The following is a 23,733-nucleotide window of genomic DNA, read 5'->3' on the forward strand; positions in this document are numbered from 1 at the left end:
TATCAACATTAGGAGCATTTTTAATATATTTTCTCTCAAAATCGTTCTTGCTTGCGCTTAATTAACACAAGCTTATAAATTTAGAGAATTGTGCTATAAAATAAAATTGTACTTTAGTTGGTTGAATGCACAGGAGCTACTGAGTATTCATTTCAATGCGTTGTGATATGGAAACCATAGATTTAAGAAAAACAGTTATCGATTATGTCAAATCGGCTGACGAACGACTATTGAATGTTATAAAAGCCGTCGTTGAAAGCTATCAGGAAAACGACGTGGTTGCATTTACTGTGAATGGTAAACCTCTAACTAAATATCAATATGAACAGGTTCTTTTAGAAGCGGAATCTGAAATTGAAAATGGAAATTCCATTTCCCCAGAGGCTCTTGAAAAGGAGTCGAATGAGTGGTAGGATGAAAGTTCTTACGGTTATTTGGAGCTTTTCTGCAAAAGCTGATTTAAAGGATATTTTCAATTATTATAAAGTGGTAAGGTTAACGCCACAAGGTGCTGTAAATGTCAAAAATGATATTTTGAAAGCTACGAATGAACTTATTTTTGCAACCCAATACCAGAAAGATACTATCCAACCAGAATATAGACGCATTATAGTAAGACATTGGAAGGTTATTTATAAAGTAAGAAAAGAAGACATATTGATTCTGCGGATATTTAGTACACGTCAAAACCCAAACAAACAAATTGAATAAAGAAAGATTGCCAAACAATTTTCAAACCATACAGACCAAGCTCGAACAATTTATAAGACGGTATTATACCAATGACTTGCTCAAAGGTGCTATTTTATTTTTTGCCATTGGCTTGTTGTATTTGTTAGTCACACTTTTTATTGAGTATGTTTTGTGGTTAAGCCCGACCGCACGAACGATTCTGTTTTGGCTGTTTGTTCTGGTAGAATTGGCCTTATTCGGTCGATTTATTATTTGGCCGTTGACCAAATTGTTCAAACTTCAAAACGGAATCGATTATATAGAAGCTTCAAAGATTATTGGCAAACACTTTCCTGAGGTCAATGACAAGTTGCTGAATGTACTTCAACTTCAGAAAAGTTCAGAACAATCAGAATTATTATTGGCCAGTATTGAACAGAAATCTGCCGAATTGCAACCTGTTCCTTTTAAAATGGCGGTCAATTTTAACAAGAATGTTAAGTACTTAAAGTATGCTGCCATTCCCATTTTAATTTTGCTGCTCACTTTTATTTCGGGACATTTTAATTGGTTTACTGATAGCTATGAACGGGTGGTGAATTATAAAACAGCTTATCAACCACCAGCGCCTTTTGAATTTTTTGTAATCAATGAGAAGCTGGATGTCTTACAAAACAAGGACTTTAAGTTGATGGTCAAAACAGTTGGAAATGTAGTTCCAGAAAACGCACAAATTCATTATGCTGGAGAAACTTATTTTTTAAGACAAACGAATCCTGGAGCTTTTGAATTTGTGTTTCCCCAGTTAAAGGACGGTGTAACTTTTACACTTTCGGCCAATAAAGTAGTGTCCAAATCTTACCAAGTAAATGTGGTTAAGGTGCCAACGATGGTCAATTTTGAAATGGTATTGGATTATCCAGCTTACACGAATAGGGTGGGCGAGGTTTTAAAGAGTACTGGGAGTACGACTATTCCAGAAGGCACAACAATTACTTGGAAAATCAATACCCGTGCAACGGATCAAGTGATCATGTATGCCAACGATACCGTTGTTTTTGATAATAAAAACAAGGGGAATTTTGAAACCTCAAAACGGTTGTATTCCAGAATGAATTACACTATTTCGACGAGTAATCAATCGCTGAAAGATTATGAAAACTTGGCCTATTCTATTGAGGTGATCAAAGATGCCTATCCTGAATTGCATATTAAAGTTGAACGTGATACAATCGATAAACAAAGTTTGTATTTTTATGGACAAGCCAGTGATGATTATGGCTTAAGTAAATTACAAATGGTGTATTATCCTGTGGATAATGACGATGATAAGAAGACAGAGTTGATTCCTATGGCGCGATCTAATTTTGAAGAATTTATAAGCGCATTCCCTAATAATTTACTTCTTGAAGAAGGAATTACTTACGAATTGTATTTTCAAGTGTTTGATAATGACGCTATTCACAACTTTAAGAGCGTTAAAAGTAATGTATTTACCTACCGAAAGTTGACTCAAGATGAAGAAGAGCGTAAGCAACTGAAAGAACAGAGCGAAACGATCAAAAATCTTGATAATTCTTTGGAAAAAATGAAGCTTCAAGAAAAGCAGTTGGAAGAATTGTCACGGACACAAAAAGAGAAAGAGCAGCTTAATTTTAGTGACAAAAAGAAGCTTGAGAATTTCATAAAGCGTCAGAAGCAACAAGCGGAACTGATGCAGAATTTTAATGAACGATTAAAAGATAATCTTGAAAACTTCCAAAAGGATAATACCGAAAATGATCTATTTAAAGAGGATTTAAAAGAACGTTTAAAAGACAATGAAGAGCAGCTTCAAAAAGATGAGAAGCTATTAAAGGAGTTGGAACAACTTCAAGATAAAATTCAAAAGGAAGAACTGACCAAAAAACTGGATCAGTTGGCAAAGCAAAATAAAAATAAACAAAAAAGTCTTCAGCAATTGTTGGAGTTGACCAAGCGTTATTACGTTGCTAAAAAGGCTGAAAAACTGCAACGCGAACTTGAGCAATTAGCCAAAGATCAAGATCAATTGTCCAAGGAAAAACAGGAATTCAATACCAAGGAAAAACAGGACGAATTGAATAGGCAGTTTGAAGATTTCCAAAAGGAATTGGAAGATCTTCAAAAAGAAAATCAGGCTTTAAAGAAACCATTGGAGGTGCCTCAAGATAAAGAAGCCGAAAAGGAAATTCAAAAAGATCAAAAAGAAGCCTCTGATCAACTTGGGAAGAAAGAGGATGCAGAGCAAAATAAGGATCAAAAAAACGCTGATCAAAAACAAAAAGAGGCGCAGCAAAAGCAAAAGGATGCTTCAAAAAAAATGAAACAAATGAGTGCTCAAATGTCTCAATCTATGATGTCGGGTGGCCAAGAACAGATGCAGGAAGATGCGGCCATGTTACGTCAAATTCTAAAAAACTTACTATTGTTTTCGTTCGATCAAGAAGATCTCATGAATAAATTTAAAAGCATCCAAATAAACCATAATCAGTACGGCACATTTCTGCGGAAGCAAAGTAATTTGCGTGAGCATTTCGCACATATTGACGATAGTCTGTTCGCACTGTCTATGCGTCATCCTAAACTTTCTGAGAATATCAATTCTAAAATCACGGATGTCTTTCATTATATCGACAAATCTATGGCTGAACTTTCTGAAAATTTGCTTTCTCAAGGCGTGGCATCGCAACAATACACGATGACATCAGCGAATGATTTGGCGAGTTTTTTAAGTGATGTTTTAGATAATATGGAGTCGGAAATGAATCCTGGAGAAGGTCAAGGATCTGGAAAGGGGCAAGGAAAAGATGGAAAAAGTGGTGGTATGCAATTGCCGGACATTATCATGAGTCAGCAAGAGTTGAATAAGCAAATGGAAGAGGGTCTGAAAAAGAGTGATTCTGGCAAGAAAAAGGAGGGTGCTGGAAAAGATAATGACGGAGAAAATGGAGAATCTGGCAAAGAAGGTAAAGCGCGTAGTGGTGAAGATTCGCAGGGGGATGGTGAAGGATCATCTGAAAAATTGAATGGTGAATTGTTCCGTATTTATCAACAGCAACAACAATTACGTCAAGCGTTGCAGGACAAGTTAAAGGAACTTGGCAAGGCTGGGCAAGGTCAACAGTTGTTGAAACAAATGGAAAACATCGAATCCGATTTGATTAATAAAGGGTTTACGAATCAAACCTTACAGCGGATGATGAGTTTGCAACAGCAACTTTTGAAGTTGGAAAACGCTACTTATTTGCAAGAAGAAGAAAATAGGCGTGAATCAAACACCAATAAAAAACAGTTTGACAACCCAATTACGGATCAAATTCCGACCGCTAAAGAATATTTTAATACTACTGAAATATTAAACAGACAAACTTTACCTTTGCAAAACGTTTACAAGAAAAAGGTACAAGACTATTTTAAAAAAGACAATGATCAGCTTTAATTACGAAACAGACTTACAATTGGACAATGAAGAGGATTTGTCGCAATGGATTTCAAGCACCATCACTGAGGAAGGTTTTAGTGAAGGAGAAATCAATTATATATTTTGTGATGACGCTTACCTTTTGGATCTCAATATTGAGTTTCTAGATCACGATACCCTTACGGATATTATCAGTTTTGACTATACTTTAGGTAAGCTGATCAATGGCGATATTTATATTTCTGTGGAAAGAGTTCGTGAAAATGCTGCGGACTTTGAAGTAACTTTTGATAATGAATTGAGTCGGGTTATGATTCATGGCATTCTTCATTATTGTGGTTACAAGGATAAAACAGAAGATGAGGAAGCTATAATGCGCTCTAAGGAAAATTACTACATTGGCCAATTGGCTTAAGTTTCAGTAAATCAGTGTATATTTGCAAACTTTTCTTATGTCCTAAGAAGGGACTTTTGGGCTTCAATAGTGAAAGGTTTGATGAAACAAAACGACCATTGTTCCACGTGGAACACTTTAAATTATAAAATGACATACAATGTTTGATAAAGTATATGATGTGATTGTTGTTGGTGGCGGACATGCCGGTAGCGAGGCTGCTGCTGCGGCTGCTAATATGGGGAGTTCGACTTTATTGGTAACAATGAATTTGCAGAACATTGCGCAAATGTCCTGTAATCCCGCCATGGGCGGCATTGCCAAAGGGCAAATTTTACGGGAGATTGATGCGCTTGGTGGTTATAGTGGAATTATAAGTGACACGTCGGCCATTCAGTTTAAGATGCTCAATAAATCCAAGGGTCCTGCCATGTGGAGTCCACGGGTGCAAAGTGACCGCATGAGGTTTGCTGAGGATTGGCGATTGATGTTGGAAAGAACTCCGAATGTTGATTTTTATCAAGAGATGATATCTGGTTTGATCGTCGAAAATCATCAGGTAGTTGGTGTAAAAACATCTTTGGGATTAGAGATAAGAGGGAAGTCCGTGGTGCTTACAAACGGGACATTTTTGAATGGATTGATCCATATTGGCGATAAGAATTTTGGTGGTGGTAGAGCAGGTGAGAAATCTGCAACGGGTATTACGGAGCAATTGGTTGCGTTGGGTTTTGAATCTGGACGAATGAAAACGGGAACGCCGCCAAGAGTTGATGGAAGATCATTGGATTATTCTAAAATGGTTGTACAGCCTGGTGATGAAGTGCCAGAAAAATTCTCTTATTCTGATGTTACGAAACCTTTGACGGTTCAAAGGGATTGTCATATGAGTTTCACGAGTCCGTTGGTGCATGATTTATTGCGCGAAGGTTTTGATCGTTCACCGATGTTTAATGGCCGAATTAAAAGCACGGGTCCACGTTATTGTCCGTCAATAGAAGATAAAATTAATCGATTTGCTACAAAGGATCGACACCAGATATTTGTGGAGCCAGAAGGGTGGCATACCTGTGAGGTTTACGTTAATGGATTCTCCACGTCGCTTCCAGAAGATGTTCAGTTTAAAGCGTTGCGTTCTGTAGTCGGTTTTGAAAAGGTTAAGTTTTTCAGACCTGGTTATGCAATCGAATATGATTACTTTCCGCCAACACAACTGAAGCATACTTTAGAAACTAAATTAATCAAAGGCTTGTATTTTGCTGGTCAAATTAATGGGACTACCGGATATGAAGAAGCAGCCTCGCAGGGATTAATGGCGGGAATAAATGCAGCGCTTCAGGTTCAGGAAAGAGATGAGTTTACCTTGCGACGTGATGAAGCTTATATCGGTGTTTTGATTGATGATTTGATTACGAAAGGTACAGAGGAACCTTACCGCATGTTTACGTCTCGTGCTGAATACAGAACTTTATTAAGACAGGATAATGCCGATTTAAGATTGACGCCTAAAGGTTACGAACTTGGATTGGCTAGTGAAAAGCGTTTGAAACGAATGGAAGAGAAACATTCTAAAGCAGATGCTTTTGTAGAGTTCTTTAAGCAAACCAGTGTTGAGGCGGATGCTATCAATCCTATTTTGGAAGCTAATGATTCTGCCTTGGTAAATCAATCTGGAAAGTTGTTCAAGATTTTTGCAAGACCAAACATATCTATGGAAGATATCCGTCAGATTGAAAGCGTAGATGCTTATGTTTTGGAGCACGATTTAGATAAAGAAATTATTGAGCAAGCAGAAATTCAGGTTAAGTATTCAGGATATATTGACAAGGAACGGAACAACGCCGACAAGCTTAATCGTTTGGAAGATTTAAAGATCCCTTCCAATTTTGATTATTCAATACTGAAATCTATGAGTATAGAGGCAAGGCAGAAGTTGGAGAAAATCCGTCCGGTTACTATTTCACAAGCGTCACGAATTAGTGGTGTGTCGCCAAGTGATGTATCGGTGCTTTTGGTATATATGGGCAGATAAATCTGAAATATTTTGAAGTGTTCCACGTGGAACGTTGGAATATTATCTATGGATTATTTTTATTTTTTATTCTGGATTGGTTATCTAAATGTTGAATTGATTTAATTAGTCCTTGAATTCAATTGGTAATTATAGTAATGCGCATCCAAAACAAATCAGTGCTGATCATAAAGAATCCGCGTCTGTGTTCTATATATTCCAATCAATTGGTTCGAGATAATTAGTGAAATTCGTGTCAAAAAACAGATTTTATGTTTCTCGCAGAGGCACAGAGTCGCTTAGATAGAATGTCTGTAAATCTTTGAAATTCAATTCCAACACAAATCAGCTCTTATAATAAAAAATCATTTCACCCGTCTGAACGGAAGGGTAGGTCTGCGTTCCATAAATTCCAATGAATTGGTTCGAGATAATTAGTGCAATTCGTGTCAAAAAACAGATTTTATGTTTCTCGCAGAGGCGCAAAGTCGCCACGTTGGAATGTTTGTAAAACCGTGAAATTTACCTTGAAAACAAATCAGCGCCATCCACGTTTCATAAATTCCAATCAGATCGTTCTTGTTAGTTAATGTGAGAAAATAGATTTTATGTTTATCGCAAAGGTGCTAAGACAGAATTTCTGTAAATTCTTTAAATTCAATTCCAACACAAATCAGTACCTATCATAAAAAATCAGCGTCACCCGCCTGACCGGACGGGCAGGTCTGTGTTTCATAAATTCCAATTAATTGGTTCGAGATAATTAGTGAAATTCGTGTCAAAAAACAGATTTTATGATTCTTGCAGAGGCGCAAAGTTGTTATGATAGAATATCTGTAAATTATTTAATTTCGATTCCAAGACAAATCAGCGCCTAACATAAAAAATCAACGTCATATGTGTTCCATAAATTCCAATTAATTGGTTCGAGTTAATTAGTGTAATTCGTGTCAAAAAACCCGATTTATGATTTCTCACAAAAGTGCAAAGTAGTCAGGATAGAATGTCTTTAAATTCTATAAAATGGCTTCGAACATAAATCCACTTCTATAAATCAAATCCAAAAAAGTAACTCAAGAATGTTGGAATACATTCGTTCTATTCCTTAATTTCGCATTCACTTATTCAATCTTTAAATAGCATTTTCATCGTGTCGAATCCCATCCAAAAAAGAACCAATATAAAAGTAACAGATCATTCTGTTTCTGGAGAGAATTTCGAATTGCTATATAACCACGAATTAGACCTGCTCGAAACCTTTCCGCAGCCATCTTCGGATAAATTGCCGGAGTATTATAAAAGTGAAGATTACATTTCGCATACCGATGCCAAACGTAATGCTTTTGAAAAAGTTTACCATCTTGTAAAAGGCATTGCTTTAAAAAAGAAATTGAAACTCATCAATCAGGTTTCAGAAAATGGGAAAGCACTTCTTGATATAGGATGTGGTACTGGCGATTTTTTACAAGTCGCAGCAAATGCGGGATGGGAAATTTCAGGAATTGAACCGAATGAGCAGGCTAGGAGCATTGCCAATAATAAAACAAGTAACGCCGTTTTTGACTCGGATCATCTTTCAAAATTTGAAGCGCATAGTTTTGACGTCATCACGCTTTGGCATGTGTTGGAACATTTACCAAATCTGGAGCAGCATTTTGAAACATTCAAAAAATTATTAAAACCCGATGGTGTGCTCATAATTGCGGTGCCGAACTATAAAAGTTATGACGCCAAATTATATAAAGAGTTTTGGGCGGCTTATGATGTGCCAAGACATCTTTGGCATTTTAGTCAGGACGCGATAAAAAAGCTTGGAGTTAGCGTCAATATGAATTTGGAAAAAACTGTTCCAATGAAATTTGATGCGTTTTATGTGAGCATGCTTTCTGAAAAATATAAATCTGGTAAAATGAATTTCTTTAAAGGATTTTGGAACGGATGGCGCTCAAATTGGAAAGCGAGGAGTTCAAGTGAGTATTCTTCTCTGATTTACGTCTTAAAGAACGAGAAAACGCCGTTTTAAGATGTTTAAAGGATGTTTTTCGGGCTCCCTAAGGTTTATGTGTCCGTTTCTCTAAAACGCGCTATAAACCAATTTAAAATCACTGCTTTTTCATAGTAAAAATTAATTAATTTACAGTTAACTATAAATTTAAACTATAACGTTTATTTTCGCAAAACTATCTGTTACTTTATTACATTTGCAGCAAAATTTTAATAAACACAAAAAATGAAAAAAGGTTTTATCGCTCTATTAACTTTGGTGATGTTATCATCATGCCAAGAGCAAACAAAAATTGGATTTGTTGATAACGGCAAATTGATTAACGATTATCAAAAGAAAAAAGATATTGAAGCGCAATTTGAAGTTGAAATCGCAGCCTTTAATAGAAGAGTGGATAGTATAGGTCAAACTTTTCAAGCTCATGCAGCACAATTGCAGGAAAAGGATCCTAAAATGGTTCAAAAGAGCTCTCAAGATCAATACCAAGCCTTAGCACAACAATACCAAAACTTCCAACAACAATCACAAATGGAAGAGCAACAGATTCAAAGAAGAGGTCAAACTCAAATTGATACACTTATCAAAACTGTAAGAGCTTTTGTTAAAAATTACGGAGAGAAAAACGGTTACACTTTTATCTTAGGAAGTAATGAAGCTGGTAGTGTGATGTACGGAAAAGAAAGTCAAGATGTGACTAAAGAAATTTTAGAAGCACTTAACGCCGATAAAAAATAAGAAATTTCTTATAAAATATTATCTTAATACCTAAGAGCCAGTTTTTTAACTGGCTTTTTTATGTAATAACCGCGTCAGTTTAATAGATAAATCGGTTAGGATGATTTTTGAATTCCCATTGCGTTCAATATGGTAAATCGCATCTTCAAGTTCCTGACTAATGTCCATGATATTGCCTTCATGTATGAACGGTGCGAAATTTTCTAGTTTAAAATTCTTGGTTTTAGGCTCCATAAATACTAATTGATTGGCATTATAGTTCATTAACAAGGCCTGTCTGAAAAAATCGATGCAAAATAACAGGAATTGCTTTTGTGTTTCACGCCCAGTTTTTGCCACTTGCTCGCTCCAGCTGATGAGATCATGAATGGCAGTTTTGTTGCCTTTGGCTTTAAACGCGCTTCTGATCCAAAACACAAACCATTCTTCAAACTGAATATCTTCAGAATCATTATAGACTAAATCGCAGGCTTTATTATAATTTCCGTTCGATTGAATGGCGATTTTTGTAGCCGTGCTTTCATCAAGTTGGTAATTTTTTTGAAGGGCTTCCACAATCACTTTTTCAGCCAATGGCGGAAAATTTAAAATTTGGCAGCGCGATCGGATGGTGCTAAGGATTTGCCCCGCATCTTCCGCAATAAGAATAAAGACGGTTTTGGCTGGTGGCTCTTCTATAAGTTTTAAAAGCTTGTTGGCTGCCGAAGTGTTCATCTTTTCTGCCATCCAAATCAACATGATTTTGTAACCTCCTTCATAAGACTTTAACGACAAGGCCTTTACAATATTTAAAGCTTCGTCAACACCTATCTGTCCCTGCTTATTTTCAATTCCTAAGATGCGGTACCAGTCGAATAGATTGCCGTAAGGTTGTTCTTTAATTAACTGGCGCCATTCTTCCATAAAATGGTTTGAGACCGGGTTTTTTTTAACCTTATCCGTAATGGCCACAGGAAAGGCAAAATGTAGATCAGGGTGCGATAAATTCTTAAACTTTAAGTTACAACTTTCATTGCCGCCTTTATTTTCAGAATTTTTATTGCCACAAAGTATGTATTGTCCGTAAGCAATAGCCATTGCTAAAGTACCCGAACCTTCAGGGCCAACAAACAGTTGTGCATGAGGAATACGGCCATTGTCCGCGCTTTGGGTTAAGTGATTTTTGAGGTGTTCTTGGCCTAAAACAGTAGTGAATTGCATGTCGCAAAACTATGTATTTTTTTCCATTTAAATCGGCAGAATACCAATTCCTAACAGAATGCATTTAGAATCATTTCGGAATTAGTTACATTTGTTTCCATTCTATAAAAAACAAATACCGATGAAAACCCTAAACGATTTTAATTTTAAAGATAAAAAAGCACTTATCAGAGTAGATTTTAATGTGCCGTTGGACGATCAGTTCAAGGTGACGGATGATACGAGAATAACTGCGGCGAAACCTACCATCATCAAAATATTGGAAGATGGGGGCAGTTGCATTTTAATGTCACATTTAGGACGACCAAAAGGTGTACAGGATGAGTTTTCATTGAAGCATATTAAAGATGAGATTTCAAGAATTATAGGCGTTGATGTCATTTTTGTTTCAGATTGCGTTGGGGCAGAAGCGCAAACAGCGGCCGATAATTTGAAACCAGGTCAAATTCTATTACTGGAAAATCTGAGATTTCATAATGAAGAAGAGGCAGGAGATAAGGATTTTGCTGAAAAACTATCCAAACTTGGCGATGTTTATGTCAACGATGCCTTTGGAACGGCACATCGTGCGCATGCTTCAACGGCGGTAATTGCTCAATTTTTCCCAAATAAGAAGTACTTCGGCTATTTGTTGGAGCAAGAAATTGAAAGTATCAAAAAGGTCATGGAAAATGGCGAAAAGCCTGTTTTGGCAATTCTTGGAGGTGCTAAAGTGTCCTCTAAAATTACCATTATTGAAAATATATTGGACAAGGTTGATCATTTAATCATTGGTGGCGGAATGACCTTTACCTTTGTAAAAGCGCAAGGCGGAAGTATTGGGGATTCTATCTGCGAAGATGACAAAATGGAACTGGCTTTGGAAATTCTAAAGAAAGCAAGAGCTAAAAATGTTAAAGTACACCTTCCTGTTGATGTTGTGGCGGCCGATGCATTTAGTAACGATGCCAATACCCAAGTTGTAAGTGTTACCCATATTCCTGATGGCTGGCAAGGCTTGGACGCTGGTCCACAATCCATCCAAAACTTTCATGACGTGGTGCTTCAGTGTAAAACGATTTTATGGAACGGTCCTTTAGGTGTTTTTGAAATGGAAAATTTTGCCAAAGGCACTATTGCGCTTGGTAATGCCATTGCTGAAGCCACTGAAAAAGGAGCTTTTTCGCTTGTAGGTGGAGGTGATTCCGTTGCAGCGGTTAAGGAGTTCGGCTTTGAAGATAAAGTGAGTTATGTGAGTACGGGCGGTGGCGCGATGTTGGAAAGCCTGGAAGGGAAAATATTGCCAGGAATTGCGGCAATCATAGATTAAGTAAATTTTAAAATTAATTCAAAATATAGATAAAATGTTTAATTTGAACGACCAAATGCATTTTGTGTTGTTAAATTATTGTTTTCTATCAACATTTTAGATATTATTGTACGATTTTAATCAACACATCGTTGATTAATAAAACCTTTTCTAATGAACCAAAAGATAGTATCCCTAACTTTTGGTGCTTTATTTATATGCGGTTTTGGCTTTTCGCAAGTCAAACCGCATAAAAAAGACAGAGCCAAAGCACCAGAAAAAACCGTTTCGACTCCTATGGAATCCATTAGCGATGACAAAGCATTAGTTGAAAATGAAATCGAGTCCGTTGGAGACTCATTAACGGCCTTAAAAATACAAGATTTCCATTTGGCATCAGAGTTTGATCAAAAATGGATGGACGAGTTGTACAGTAACGAATTGTTTGACAGTATCTATCAATCTGTGACCGATTTAAAATATGACGCTGTTGACTATCCTGAATTGCCTACTGATACTTTAAAAGCACGACTTCATAAGTTAAGTTCAAAAACACCTTTCAATATTGAGTATAATGTTGCTTTAGAAAATGTTATCAAATCGTACTTAAAAAATAGACGTAATTCTTTAGAACGTCTGATGTCTTTGAGCGATTATTACTTCCCGATGTTTGAAAAGGAGTTGGATAATTACAATATTCCGCTGGAAGTTAAGTACTTGGCCATTGTTGAATCGGCCTTAAAACCAAGGGCAAAATCTCGCGTAGGTGCTACCGGTTTATGGCAATTTATGTTTGCTACGGGGAAACAGTACGGCTTAAACGTCAGCAGCTATGTCGATGAGCGCAGTGATCCACTAAAATCAACTGAGGCGGCCAGTAAATACTTGGCGAAGCTTTATGAGATTTTTGGCGATTGGGATTTAGCTTTAGCATCTTACAATTGTGGACCAGGAAATGTCAGTAAAGCCATCCGTCGCTCAGGTGGTTATGAAAATTATTGGAATATCAGACCATATTTGCCTAAAGAAACAGCAGGCTATTTACCTGCGTTTTTAGCCACAATGTATATTTTTGAATATGCTGAGGAGCACGGTTTTAAAAAATACCGTCCAGATTTCAGATACATTGATACGGATACGATCCACGTGAAACAAATGATCAGCCTTGATCAGGTCTCTGAACTTTTAGAGTTGCCTATGGAAGAACTCCAGTTTTTAAATCCGCATTATAAGTTAGATATTATTCCGTTTGTTGAAGGTGCCAATTATACCCTAAGATTGCCACGTCATGCCGTTGGAAAGTTTGTAAACAACGAGACCAGCATCTATGAGTTTGTAACCAATGAAATGAATAAACGCGAAAAACCTTTGCCTCAACTTTTTGAATCAGAAACTAAATCGACTTACAAAGTGGTTTCAGGTGATAATTTAGGAAAAATAGCACGGCAATTTAATGTACGAGTAGCGCAGTTAAAACAGTGGAATGGTTTGCGGAGTAATGAGGTTAAAATAGGACAACGCTTGACCGTATATCGAACACAACCAGTAACTTCATCATCAAAGGTAGTGACCAATACCACAACAAAATCAACGAGTACTACCAGTGTTTCAAGCAATGCAAAAACCTATAAAGTTAGGGCGGGAGATTCGTTATGGAGCATATCAAATAAATTTCCTGGAGTTTCTATCAAAAATATTCAAGAATGGAACGGTATTAGTGGTAACAATTTAAAAGTAGGAACAACACTCAAAGTTTCGCGCTAAGTGTTATAAATTTTAAAAACCAAACCATGAAAATCATTTATGCCATTGCCTTGTCTTTCGTCTTGTTTACTTCTTGTAACAAAAGTAAAGATCAACGAATTATTTCTGCATCTTCTGGAAACATTAACACCCTTTTGGTGGTTGTAGATAACCTATTATGGGATGATAGTGTAGGAGAGACCATCAGAGATGTAGTCGCGGCTCCCGTACCAGCGCTCAGTCAAGATGAGCCGTTATTTTCAATTAACCAAATGCCACCTATGGTCTTTAATGGCTTTGCAACCAAAAGCAGAAGCATTCTTAAAATTGAAAAAGGTGGCGATGCAGGCATGACCATAAAAAACGATGTGTATGCACGACCTCAAACGGTTGTGGTCATTTCAGGAAAAACAGATGAGGAAATCAATAATCAATTGGAAACCCATGGCGACGAAATTATTGCCGCTTTTAAAAAGGAAGAATTAAAGGAAAACCAACGCCGCATTAGAATATCCTTAATGGATGATGCGCCCCTTGAAAAAGCCTTAGGTGTTAAATTAAATTTTCAAACCGCCTATAGAATTGCAAAACAGGACAAGGATTTCTTTTGGATCAGGAAAGACATTCCTACCGGTACCATGGATATTATGATTTATGAAGTGCCTCTTAATTCCATTAGAAAAGGAGATAGCACTATTTTAGACATCATAAGGATGAGAGATTCTATTGGAGAGGTTCATATCCCAGGACCTGTAGAAGGTTCGTATATGATCACTGAGGATGCTTATACGCCGTATTTATACGAAACTACCGTAAATGGTAAACCAACTTATGAAACCAAAGGTATTTGGGACGTTAAAAATGCATTTATGTCTGGTCCATTTATTAACTACGCTATTGAAGATAAGGCCAATAACCGTTATGTAGTCATTGAAGGTTATGTTTTTGCCCCTTCGGTCGAAAAACGGAACAATATTTTTGAATTGGAATCCATTATAAAATCTATAAAGATTAAATAAACAAAAAGAGCCAACGATTAAGTTGGCTCTTTTGTTTTTTATAGGAAATAATTACTCGTTTTTATTAGTGGATGTTTTCTTTTCATCACTATCTTCCTTACTGGCATCTTTAAATTCTTTAATGCCACTTCCTAAACCTCTCATAAGTTCTGGGATTTTCTTTCCTCCAAATAGAAGTAATACCACTACCACAATCAAGATTATTTGTGGTGCTCCAATTGCTAAAAAAATATTTGATGCTATCATAACATTGAATTTGAACTGCAAATTTAATAATTAAACTTTAATTTAAACGTTAAAAATAAACTTTAGATGAAACACCTTAGCGATTGCCTTAATTTTATTTAATTTTGTTCGTCATGACAACAAGAAAAAAAGAAAAGAAATTCGCGAAGAAATTACTTCATAAGTACCGTTTGGTCGTGCTTAATGAAGATACGTTTGAAGAACGCTTTGCCATTAAACTGACCCGTTTAAATGTTTTCGTTATTGTATCCTTAACCAGTATTCTGCTCGTGGCAGCCACCATATTTTTAATTGCATTTACGCCCTTAAGAGAGTTTATTCCCGGATACTCTTCAACCAAGTTAAAAAGACAAGCCATTTCCCTGAGTTTTAAAACCGATTCCTTGCAGCATATTATTGATGTCAACGAAAAGTACTTTAGTTCGATTAGGCGCGTCCTAACGGGTGATGTTAAAACGGTGGAGTTTAACAAAGATTCTATTTTAAGAGCAGCGAATGCGGAAACCGCTCATTTAAGCATCAAAACCTCAAAGCAGGATTCCTTATTGCGTGAAAAAGTAGATAAGGAAGATAAGTATAACCTTTTTGAATCGGCCATTTCAACCTCCAATTTTGTGCTGTTTCCTCCAGTAAATGGAAACATTTCAGAAGGCTATAATGTGAAGGAAAAGCATTATGCGGTAGATATTATTGTTGCCAAAAACACCCCCGTTAAGGCTACGGCGGATGGCACCGTTATTTTTGCAGAATGGACGGCAGAAACGGGTTATGTGGTCATCATAGAGCACAGTTACGAATTAATTTCGGTATATAAACATAATGCATCCTTGACCAAAGAACAAGGTGATGTGGTCAAAGCAGGGGAAGTCATTGCTATGGCAGGAAGTACAGGAGAGTATACCACAGGGCCGCATTTGCACTTTGAGTTATGGAGCAAAGGTTATCCAATCAATCCAACCAACTTTATAGATTTTAAATAATGTTCTCACTAAAATCGGCATTAGCCAAACCCTTTGCGCTCCTAACTAGAAAGTCGGTTATGAAATGGGCAAATAATCCTATTGAAACACAAAATACAGTGTTTAAAAACCTAATGGATGAGGCGAAAAACTCACAGTTTGGTAAAGATCATGATTTTAAGAACATCACATCCCATTCAGATTTTGTTTCGCGTGTCCCTGTACGTGATTATGAAGAACTCAAACCATATGTGGAACGGGTTGTTGCTGGAGAGCGAGATATTCTATGGAAGGGTAAGCCTATTTATTTCGCTAAAACATCGGGCACCACTTCAGGCGCGAAATATATTCCCATCACTAAAGAAAGTATGCCCACACATATTGAAGCGGCCAGAAATGCCATTCTCCTGTACATTGCAGAAACTGGAAAGGCTGATTTCGTCAATGGAAAGATGATTTTTCTACAGGGCAGCCCCATATTAGATGAAAAGAATGGTATTCAATTAGGTCGCTTATCAGGCATCGTGGCACATTTTGTTCCAAAATATCTTCAAAAAAATAGAATGCCCTCTTGGGAAACCAATTGTATTGAAGACTGGGAAACGAAAGTAGAAGCCATTATAGATGAAACTTTGCCTGAAAACATGACCGTTATTTCTGGAATTCCATCTTGGGTGCAGATGTATTTCGAAAAAATCAACCAAAGAACAGGGAAAAAAGTTGGCGAGGTTTTTAAGAATTTCAACTTGTTCATTTTTGGTGGTGTTAATTATGAACCCTATCGCGCAAAATTTGAAAGCCTGATTGGTCGTAAGGTAGACAGCATAGAGCTGTATCCTGCCAGTGAAGGCTTTTTTGCCTATCAAGATCAGCAGCATGAAAAAGGCATGCTCTTGCAATTGAATTCTGGTATTTTTTATGAGTTTATCAAAGCCGACGAGTTTTTCGATGCACATCCAAAGCGAATTACCATCAAAGACGTGGCATTGAACACTAATTATGTGATGATCATTTCAACCACCGCGGGATTGTGGGCCTACAATATTGGCGATACGGTGGAGTTTACTTCATTAGCGCCATATCGCGTCATAGTTTCCGGACGTATCAAGCATTTTATCTCTGCCTTTGGAGAACACGTTATTGGCAAGGAAGTGGAGCAAGCCCTCAATGAAGCCATTGAAGGTTCAAACATTCAAGTGTCAGAATTTACAGTGGCACCACAAATCAATCCTTCTATCGGATTGCCTTATCATGAGTGGTTTATTGAGTTTGAAAATGAACCCGAAAATCTATCTCAATTAACGGAAAAGATTGAGATGTCACTTCAAAAGCAAAACAGTTATTATTTTGATTTGATTACGGGCAAGGTGCTGCAACCCTTAAAAATTTCGAAGGTCAAAAAGAACGGTTTTCAGGACTATATGAAGTCCATAGGAAAATTGGGAGGCCAAAATAAATTGCCCCGACTTTCCAACGACCGAAAAATTGCCGATGCGTTGTGGCAACAAAATTTAACATATTAATACTATATTTGTAGGTTAAATACTTATTTATGAATAAAAAACTTCTTGCCAGAACCAGAGCCCAAGAAAGTTCTAACTCTATTGAACGAATGTATATTACTATGCGTCATTTGTTTAATCGTGGATTTTACAAACCGATGGGTATTTCTGGGGAAACACTTCGCGAGTCGCTGTTGCAATTAAGGCCTGAAATTTACGGATCTATTGGAGAAGAAAAAGCAGAATTAGAAGGTTTGCTATATGTTGTGGATCGGTTGCCGTATGGCATAGAAGAATGTACGTTTATCAATCTGACGAGTGATGAAGGTTATAGCAATTCACACTTTAAAGCCATAGTGCCGCCTAAACGACGACGTAATTGTTTCCGAATTGACGAAGAGCAAATGAACATTGAAATTACGCGAGGTCGCTCTGAAATATATGACATCCTTACCCACTTGACTTTTATGTTTGTGGAATCACATAAAATAAGCAAGCGCGTGCTTATGGATGAAGAAGGAACAACGACGCGCGACTGGATTAAGCTAGAAAAAGCAGTACTTTCCAAAGAAAAATTATCACAACAGGATAGAGAGATTGCCATAACGCATACCGCTAACATTTTGGGAAGAACCTTCCATGAAATTACCACCATGTATAGTTCTTTTGCCTTGCCACACCAACCAGAACGCTTTTTGCATCTAATTTATTGGCTTGGTAAGCTTGCCATTGAGGAAGTGGTCAATAACAATAAACGAACCGTAACTTTTAGTCCCGTATTAAGAGAGCGCTTAGGTCATCATATTCATGGAGAGATTTGGGCGGACACCATTAAGGAAGCCTTATTAAAAAACGGACTTATAGACCGACCAATTCATGTGATCAGTGCGAACATGCACAGTGTTATGAACTCTATTTTTGCACCTCAAGCTCTTAAGGCTTTAGCTTCAAAAAAGAACATGTTTGAAGTCTATGAGGATTTAAGCCAAAAGGAAAACCAAGGCTTACGCGATAAAGTGACTAAAGAAGCCCTACAAAATGGCATGATTTATATTCCCGATACTTCAGGAACTAATATTGACGTTCAAATATTTGATACCGCAAAGATCGATTTTCTTAAAACCGATTTAGAAGCCACTAAAGTGTTTGAAGCTTCAGAAAAACCAGTGCTTTTTGTCATGGATTATGCCTTTGGCGAGCAAGCTTATGAAACTATTGATGAATTGCTAAAGCCAATTAAGGTTGATGGCAAGCCAATCCATCTGAATATCGATTCGATTTCCATTATGGGGAAAGCCGGAATTTTAGAAGGCGGAAAAGGAGACATCATGATTCCTTCTGCACATATATTTGAAGGAACCGCAGATAATTATCCATTGGAAAACGAGCTGTCAAAAGCAGATCTTGAAGGTCATGGCATCGATGTGTATGAAGGTGCGATGATTACTGTTTTAGGAACCTCCCTTCAAAATAAAGAGATTTTAAAATTCTTTTATAATTCCACGTGGAACGTCATCGGCCTGGAAATGGAAGGTGCACATTACCAAAAGGCAATCCAGGCGGCTTCTAAAGTGCGCAAGAGTATCAATCCTAACGTCAAGGTAAGATATGCGTATTATGCCAGTGATAATCCTTTGGAAACAGGAAGTACTTTAGCCTCTGGCGGATTGGGAACAACCGGAGTAAAACCAACCTATTTGATCACTAGAAAAATATTACAACAAATATTTAATTAATTGAATTTATGAATAAAGATTTGCCCCAACCACAACCTTCTGACGAAATAGATTTAGGACAATTATTTAAATTAATAGGAAATGCTTTCGACCGTTTTTTTCGATTTATAGGACGAATATTCTCAGGAATATTTGGAGTAATTCTGTTGTTTTTACTCTTCATCCAAAGGCATTTTGTAAAATTTGTTGCGGTTGTTGTTATAGGCTTAATTATAGGTGCCATTATAGATTTTAAAAAGGAACCTGAATATATTTCGACGATGGTTATTGAGCCTAATTTTAATAGTGTTCAACAACTCTATAATAATGTTGGATTTTACAATGAATTGGCAAAATCTAAAGATTCTTTGGCTCTTTCTGAAGCCTTGAATATTACGGAAAAAGAAGCCTCATCTATAAAAAAATTCAGCGTGGAGTCCTATTCTGATGAAAACCAGAAGATTTTATTATTTGATGAATTTGTTCGCAGTTTGGATAGCACAACTAAAAAAACGATTAACATGAAATCGTATCTTGAGAATTTTAATTCTTTTGATGCTCGATTTCATACTATATCGGTTGTAGCAACTGATAATGCCGTTGCAAAAAAAATACAGCCTGCCATTATTTCTTCGATTTCAAATAACAGCTATTTTAATTTGCAAAAAGATATTAGTGATAGCAATATTAGCTTACAAGACAGCCTATATAACAAACAAATTAGAGAAATTGATTCTTTGCAGTTATTATATAAAAAAGTCATGTTAAAAGAAGCGGAGCGTTCCATTCAAGGAACAAACATTAGTCTTGGAGAAAAGGGAGTACAGAATAACAAAGAGCTTTCATTAATCAATAAAATGGAAGATTTAAAATCAGGACTTGTAGAGCTAAATAAAGAGCGGGGAAATAAATCTAGCATTTTAAATGTAATTTCTGATTTTCCTAGAAAAGGAGTTCAGGATAAAGGAATTTTAAAAAGCTATAAGTTTCTAATACCTGTTTTATTCGTAATATTAGCGGCCCTCGTGTCAATATCATTATCATTAAACAAGTTCCTTAAAAATCACAATAGAAAGAAATAAGACATGAAAATTTTAATTACTGGAGGCGCGGGTTTTATTGGTTCGCACGTCGTAAGATTGTTCGTCAATAACTATCCAACGTATCATATTTATAATTTAGACCTACTTACCTATGCTGGTAATTTAGAAAATTTAAAGGATATCGAAAACAAACCAAATTATACATTTATTAAGGGTGACATTACTAATGAAGTTTTTATAAACGATTTATTTGAAAAACATAAGTTTGAAAGTGTCATTCATCTGGCAGCAGAATCTCATGTAGATCGCTCAATAGAAGAGCCATTAGCCTTTGTGAAAACTAACGTCATTGGTACCATGATCCTACTAAACGCGTTTAAAGACTTGTGGAAAAGTAATTTCGAAAATAAATTATTTTACCATATAAGTACTGATGAGGTTTACGGGAGCTTAGGCCAAACAGGGTTTTTTACCGAAAAAACGTCCTATGATCCAAACTCGCCTTATTCAGCTTCTAAAGCAAGCTCTGATCATTTTGTAAGGGCATATGGTGAAACCTATGGCATGCCTTATATTATATCCAATTGTTCCAATAATTATGGCGAAAATCAATTTCCTGAGAAATTGATTCCCCTTTTTATAAACAACATCATACAGAATCAACCCTTGCCTGTTTATGGTGATGGGAATTATACTAGGGATTGGTTATATGTTAAAGACCACGCCATAGCCATCGACTTGGTATTTCATAAAGGAAAGAATCATGAAACCTACAATATTGGTGGTTTTAATGAATGGAAAAACATTGATTTGGTCAAACTGCTATGCCAACAAATGGATGATAAACTTAACAGAGAGAATGGTGCCTCAGAAAAGCTTATAACCTATGTAAAAGACCGTCCAGGGCATGATTTAAGATATGCTATTGACGCCTCAAAGATAAACCAGGAATTAGGCTGGAATCCATCAGTAAAGTTTGAAGAAGGCTTAGATATAACCATCGATTGGTATTTAAATAATGAAGACTGGTTACAAAGTGTGACCAGTGGCGCTTATCAATCCTATTATCAAAAACAGTATAAATAGATAGTTAAAAGGGTTATAGGTTAAAATTAATAAAATATAACCTCATAAAGATTTAAAATTGTGGCACGACTCCACGGCTCTTATTACTAAGACTTCTAAAATTTTCCAAAGCATGATATTTAAGGACTTTCTTCTCAAATTTGAGCCAGAATTTCCATTCCTTCAAATATTACTAGTACTGGAAGGAAGGGGAAACATGAGTTTACAAGATTTTTATAATCAATTTAAGAAGTTGTAAATCAATTTAAATTTTTTTATAAAACTCAGTTGTAAAATCGATAAAACATTGATTATCAATAGTTTTTAGAGTATGTAAATATGCTTTAAAACCTATTAAAAAGTTTAAAAGTTAAATAAACATATGATTTTTATAGACATATAACTACAATATAAGAAATGAAAGGAATTATATTAGCAGGCGGCTCTGGAACAAGATTACATCCGTTGACCTTATCGGTAAGTAAGCAATTAATGCCTATTTATGATAAACCTATGATTTATTACCCGCTTTCAACATTAATGTATGCAGGAATAAAAGAAATATTAATAATCTCTACTCCCAAAGATTTACCCTTGTTTAAAGACTTATTAGGTGATGGTACAAAATATGGCTGTCGTTTTGAATATGCAGTGCAAGAGGCTCCTAATGGCCTAGCTGAAGCCTTTATTATTGGTGCTGATTTTATAGGTAAAGATAAAGTGGCCTTAATACTCGGCGATAATATTTTTTACGGTACAGGATTAACAAAACTTTTGCAGGCAAACAATGACCCCGATGGCGGTGTTATTTATGCTTATAGAGTGCATGATCCTGAACGCTATGGCGTAGTTGAATTTAATAAAGATGGTCAAGCTATTTCAATTGAAGAAAAACCTGAAAAACCTAAGTCTAACTATGCCGTTCCAGGCATTTATTTTTATGACAATTCAGTGGTTGAAGTTGCCAAAAATATCAAACCAAGCCACAGAGGAGAGCTTGAAATAACCGATGTCAATCGGGAATATTTAAAAAGAGGGAATTTAAATGTGAGCATTTTAGATAGAGGTACAGCATGGCTTGATACTGGTACGTTTCAGTCATTAATGCAGGCCTCCCAATTTGTTGAGGTTATCGAGGAACGACAAGGTTTGAAAATAGGTGCTATTGAAGGCGCAGCGTTTGAAATGGGATATATTAATGAAGCACAATTTAAAGCATTGGCCGAACCCTTACTTAAAAGCGGTTACGACAAAAATTTATTAGAATTATTGAATAAAGAAGGATGATTGCAAAAGAAACTCATTTAAAAGGCTGTTTTATTCTGGAGCCAAAAATTTTCGAAGATAGTAGAGGTTATTTTTTTGAAAGTTTTAATCAGAATACCTTTAACAAATTAATAGGGCAAAATATTGATTTTATTCAAGACAATGAATCCTTCTCTTCAAAAGGTGTTTTGAGAGGACTGCATTACCAAATTGGAGAATTTGCCCAATCAAAATTAGTTCGGGTTATAAAAGGGGCTGTTTTAGATGTAGCTGTGGATATTCGAAAGGATTCTTCGACTTTTGGACAGTACTTTTCAATAGAATTATCAGAGGAAAACAAAAAACAATTGTTTATTCCACGTGGTTTCGCTCATGGCTTCATCGTTTTAAGCGATAACGCTATTTTTTCATATAAATGTGATAACTTTTATAATAAGGAATCAGAAGGTGGGATAATTTATAATGATCCAACTTTGAATATTGATTGGTATTTACCAGAAGAAGATATTTTGGTTTCAGAAAAAGACAAGATTCTTCCAGAATTTAAAAACACAAAATTATGACAACAGTTTTAGTGACTGGAGCGAGTGGGCAACTCGGACAATGCATCAAAGATATTGCACATCAATTTCCTGCTCTAAATCTGCTTTTTGTCGATAAAAACACTTTGGACATTACTAACACAAACGACGTCTTAGAGTTTTTTGAAACACATACAATTGATTGGTGTATTAATTGTGCTGCCTATACAGCTGTAGATAATGCAGAGAATGATCATGAAAATGCATATAAGGTGAACGTTTTTGGCGTAAAAAATATAGCCCAAGCCTGTCAAAAATATGATGTAAAAATGATTCACGTTTCTACAGATTTTGTTTTTGATGGTTTAAAGACAGCACCTTATACGGAACTTGACATACCAAATCCAATAAATATTTATGGGGAGACCAAATTAAAAGGAGAAAATGAGATTCAACAAATTCTAGAAAAACATTTTATAATAAGAACCTCTTGGTTATATTCCGAACATGGGAGTAATTTTATGAAAACCATGTTGCGTTTGGCAGAAGATAGGGATGAGTTGAGTGTTATTGACGATCAATTTGGAACGCCAACATATGCTGGCGATTTAGCTCAAATTATATTTCAAATAATACAAACAAATTCAAAAAATTATGGAACGTTCCATTATAGTAATGATGGTGCTATAAGTTGGTTTGACTTTTCAAAAGCTATTTTTGAGTTAAGTGATGTTGAAATAAAACTAAATGCAATACCTACCACAAGCTATCCAACACCTGCAAAACGACCTATATATAGCATTATGGATAAATCAAAAATCATAGTTACAATGGGAATTGAGATTCCTTTTTGGGAAAAGAGTTTAAATAGGGCTCTCATAAAATTAAATAAATAAACAGTTTATAA

20 protein-coding genes are annotated in these 23,733 nt (G+C 36.1%); 18 read left to right on the plus strand and 2 right to left on the minus strand.

Features of this window, described 5'->3' with window-relative positions; all coding sequences use genetic code 11:
* Positions 1–167: 167 nt before the first annotated feature.
* The 7 genes from ACOH2D_RS04270 to ACOH2D_RS04300 all read left to right on the plus strand — a co-directional run bounded on the left by ACOH2D_RS04270 (position 168) and on the right by ACOH2D_RS04300 (position 9,259).
* The gene (locus tag ACOH2D_RS04270; RefSeq protein ID WP_449534457.1) at positions 168–413 is read left to right on the plus strand and encodes a hypothetical protein; all 246 of its coding nucleotides are present in this window, start codon (positions 168–170) and stop codon (positions 411–413) included.
* Complete coding sequence (locus tag ACOH2D_RS04275) at positions 403–711, plus strand: type II toxin-antitoxin system RelE/ParE family toxin (RefSeq protein ID WP_348038127.1); 309 nt, start codon at positions 403–405, stop codon at positions 709–711. The genes ACOH2D_RS04270 and ACOH2D_RS04275 overlap by 11 nt, the downstream gene beginning before the upstream one ends.
* A complete protein-coding gene (locus ACOH2D_RS04280; protein WP_449534458.1) occupies positions 704–4,132 on the plus strand; it encodes a DUF4175 family protein in 3,429 nt (1,142 codons plus the stop codon). The genes ACOH2D_RS04275 and ACOH2D_RS04280 overlap by 8 nt, the downstream gene beginning before the upstream one ends.
* Entirely contained in the window at positions 4,119–4,529 is a 411-nt protein-coding gene (gene ybeY, locus ACOH2D_RS04285) for an rRNA maturation RNase YbeY (RefSeq protein ID WP_348038131.1), read from the plus strand. Before ACOH2D_RS04280 ends, ybeY begins: the two co-directional genes overlap by 14 nt.
* Before the next feature lie 139 nt (positions 4,530–4,668).
* On the plus strand, positions 4,669–6,540 hold the full coding sequence (gene mnmG / locus ACOH2D_RS04290) for a tRNA uridine-5-carboxymethylaminomethyl(34) synthesis enzyme MnmG (protein WP_449534459.1): 1,872 nt from the start codon (positions 4,669–4,671) through the stop codon (positions 6,538–6,540).
* A 1,126-nt stretch (positions 6,541–7,666) separates the two neighbouring features.
* Positions 7,667–8,542, plus strand: coding sequence for a class I SAM-dependent methyltransferase (locus ACOH2D_RS04295; protein ID WP_449534514.1), 876 nt, complete (start codon positions 7,667–7,669; stop codon positions 8,540–8,542).
* Positions 8,543–8,749: 207 nt separating this feature from the next.
* Complete coding sequence (locus tag ACOH2D_RS04300; RefSeq protein WP_348034823.1) at positions 8,750–9,259, plus strand: OmpH/Skp family outer membrane protein; 510 nt, start codon at positions 8,750–8,752, stop codon at positions 9,257–9,259.
* A 45-nt stretch (positions 9,260–9,304) separates the two neighbouring features.
* Here ACOH2D_RS04300 and ACOH2D_RS04305 read toward each other — a convergent pair whose 3' ends face one another.
* Complete coding sequence (locus ACOH2D_RS04305) at positions 9,305–10,459, minus strand: DNA polymerase III subunit (protein ID WP_449534460.1); 1,155 nt, start codon at positions 10,457–10,459, stop codon at positions 9,305–9,307.
* 121 nt (positions 10,460–10,580) lie between these two features.
* Here ACOH2D_RS04305 and ACOH2D_RS04310 point away from each other — a divergent pair, with 121 nt between their 5' ends.
* The 3 genes from ACOH2D_RS04310 (at position 10,581) to ACOH2D_RS04320 (ending at position 14,509) form a co-directional block, all read left to right on the plus strand.
* On the plus strand, positions 10,581–11,768 hold the full coding sequence (locus tag ACOH2D_RS04310) for a phosphoglycerate kinase (protein WP_449534461.1): 1,188 nt from the start codon (positions 10,581–10,583) through the stop codon (positions 11,766–11,768).
* A gap of 153 nt (positions 11,769–11,921) precedes the next feature.
* The gene (locus ACOH2D_RS04315) at positions 11,922–13,511 is read left to right on the plus strand and encodes a lytic transglycosylase domain-containing protein (protein ID WP_348034826.1); all 1,590 of its coding nucleotides are present in this window, start codon (positions 11,922–11,924) and stop codon (positions 13,509–13,511) included.
* 26 nt (positions 13,512–13,537) lie between these two features.
* Complete coding sequence (locus tag ACOH2D_RS04320) at positions 13,538–14,509, plus strand: DUF4837 family protein (RefSeq protein WP_449534462.1); 972 nt, start codon at positions 13,538–13,540, stop codon at positions 14,507–14,509.
* Positions 14,510–14,560: 51 nt separating this feature from the next.
* Here the strand turns inward: ACOH2D_RS04320 and ACOH2D_RS04325 are convergent, their stop codons facing one another.
* On the minus strand, positions 14,561–14,755 hold the full coding sequence (locus tag ACOH2D_RS04325) for a Sec-independent protein translocase subunit TatA (RefSeq protein WP_348034828.1): 195 nt from the start codon (positions 14,753–14,755) through the stop codon (positions 14,561–14,563).
* 113 nt (positions 14,756–14,868) lie between these two features.
* Between ACOH2D_RS04325 and ACOH2D_RS04330 the strand changes: the two genes are divergently transcribed.
* From ACOH2D_RS04330 to rfbD, 8 genes are all read left to right on the plus strand, one after another.
* Positions 14,869–15,735, plus strand: a complete 867-nt coding sequence (locus tag ACOH2D_RS04330; protein WP_348034829.1) for a M23 family metallopeptidase — start codon at positions 14,869–14,871, stop codon at positions 15,733–15,735.
* Entirely contained in the window at positions 15,735–17,237 is a 1,503-nt protein-coding gene (locus ACOH2D_RS04335; RefSeq protein ID WP_449534463.1) for a GH3 auxin-responsive promoter family protein, read from the plus strand. Before ACOH2D_RS04330 ends, ACOH2D_RS04335 begins: the two co-directional genes overlap by 1 nt.
* Before the next feature lie 29 nt (positions 17,238–17,266).
* Entirely contained in the window at positions 17,267–18,952 is a 1,686-nt protein-coding gene (locus ACOH2D_RS04340; protein ID WP_449534464.1) for a DUF6909 family protein, read from the plus strand.
* A gap of 8 nt (positions 18,953–18,960) precedes the next feature.
* Complete coding sequence (locus ACOH2D_RS04345; protein ID WP_449534465.1) at positions 18,961–20,013, plus strand: hypothetical protein; 1,053 nt, start codon at positions 18,961–18,963, stop codon at positions 20,011–20,013.
* Positions 20,014–20,016: 3 nt separating this feature from the next.
* Positions 20,017–21,060 (plus strand): dTDP-glucose 4,6-dehydratase, encoded by a 1,044-nt coding sequence (gene rfbB / locus ACOH2D_RS04350; protein ID WP_449534466.1) that lies wholly within the window; start codon positions 20,017–20,019, stop codon positions 21,058–21,060.
* Positions 21,061–21,456: 396 nt separating this feature from the next.
* Positions 21,457–22,326 carry a glucose-1-phosphate thymidylyltransferase RfbA gene (gene rfbA / locus ACOH2D_RS04355; RefSeq protein ID WP_449534467.1) on the plus strand — a complete coding sequence of 290 codons (870 nt, stop codon included), beginning with the start codon at positions 21,457–21,459 and terminating at the stop codon, positions 22,324–22,326.
* The gene (gene rfbC / locus ACOH2D_RS04360) at positions 22,323–22,868 is read left to right on the plus strand and encodes a dTDP-4-dehydrorhamnose 3,5-epimerase (RefSeq protein WP_449534468.1); all 546 of its coding nucleotides are present in this window, start codon (positions 22,323–22,325) and stop codon (positions 22,866–22,868) included. Before rfbA ends, rfbC begins: the two co-directional genes overlap by 4 nt.
* Positions 22,865–23,722: a dTDP-4-dehydrorhamnose reductase gene (gene rfbD, locus ACOH2D_RS04365; RefSeq protein WP_449534469.1), complete on the plus strand. Its 858-nt coding sequence runs from the start codon at positions 22,865–22,867 to the stop codon at positions 23,720–23,722. The genes rfbC and rfbD overlap by 4 nt, the downstream gene beginning before the upstream one ends.
* Positions 23,723–23,733 lie beyond the last annotated feature (11 nt).

The sequence above is a fragment of the Gelidibacter sp. genome, from assembly GCF_053579655.1.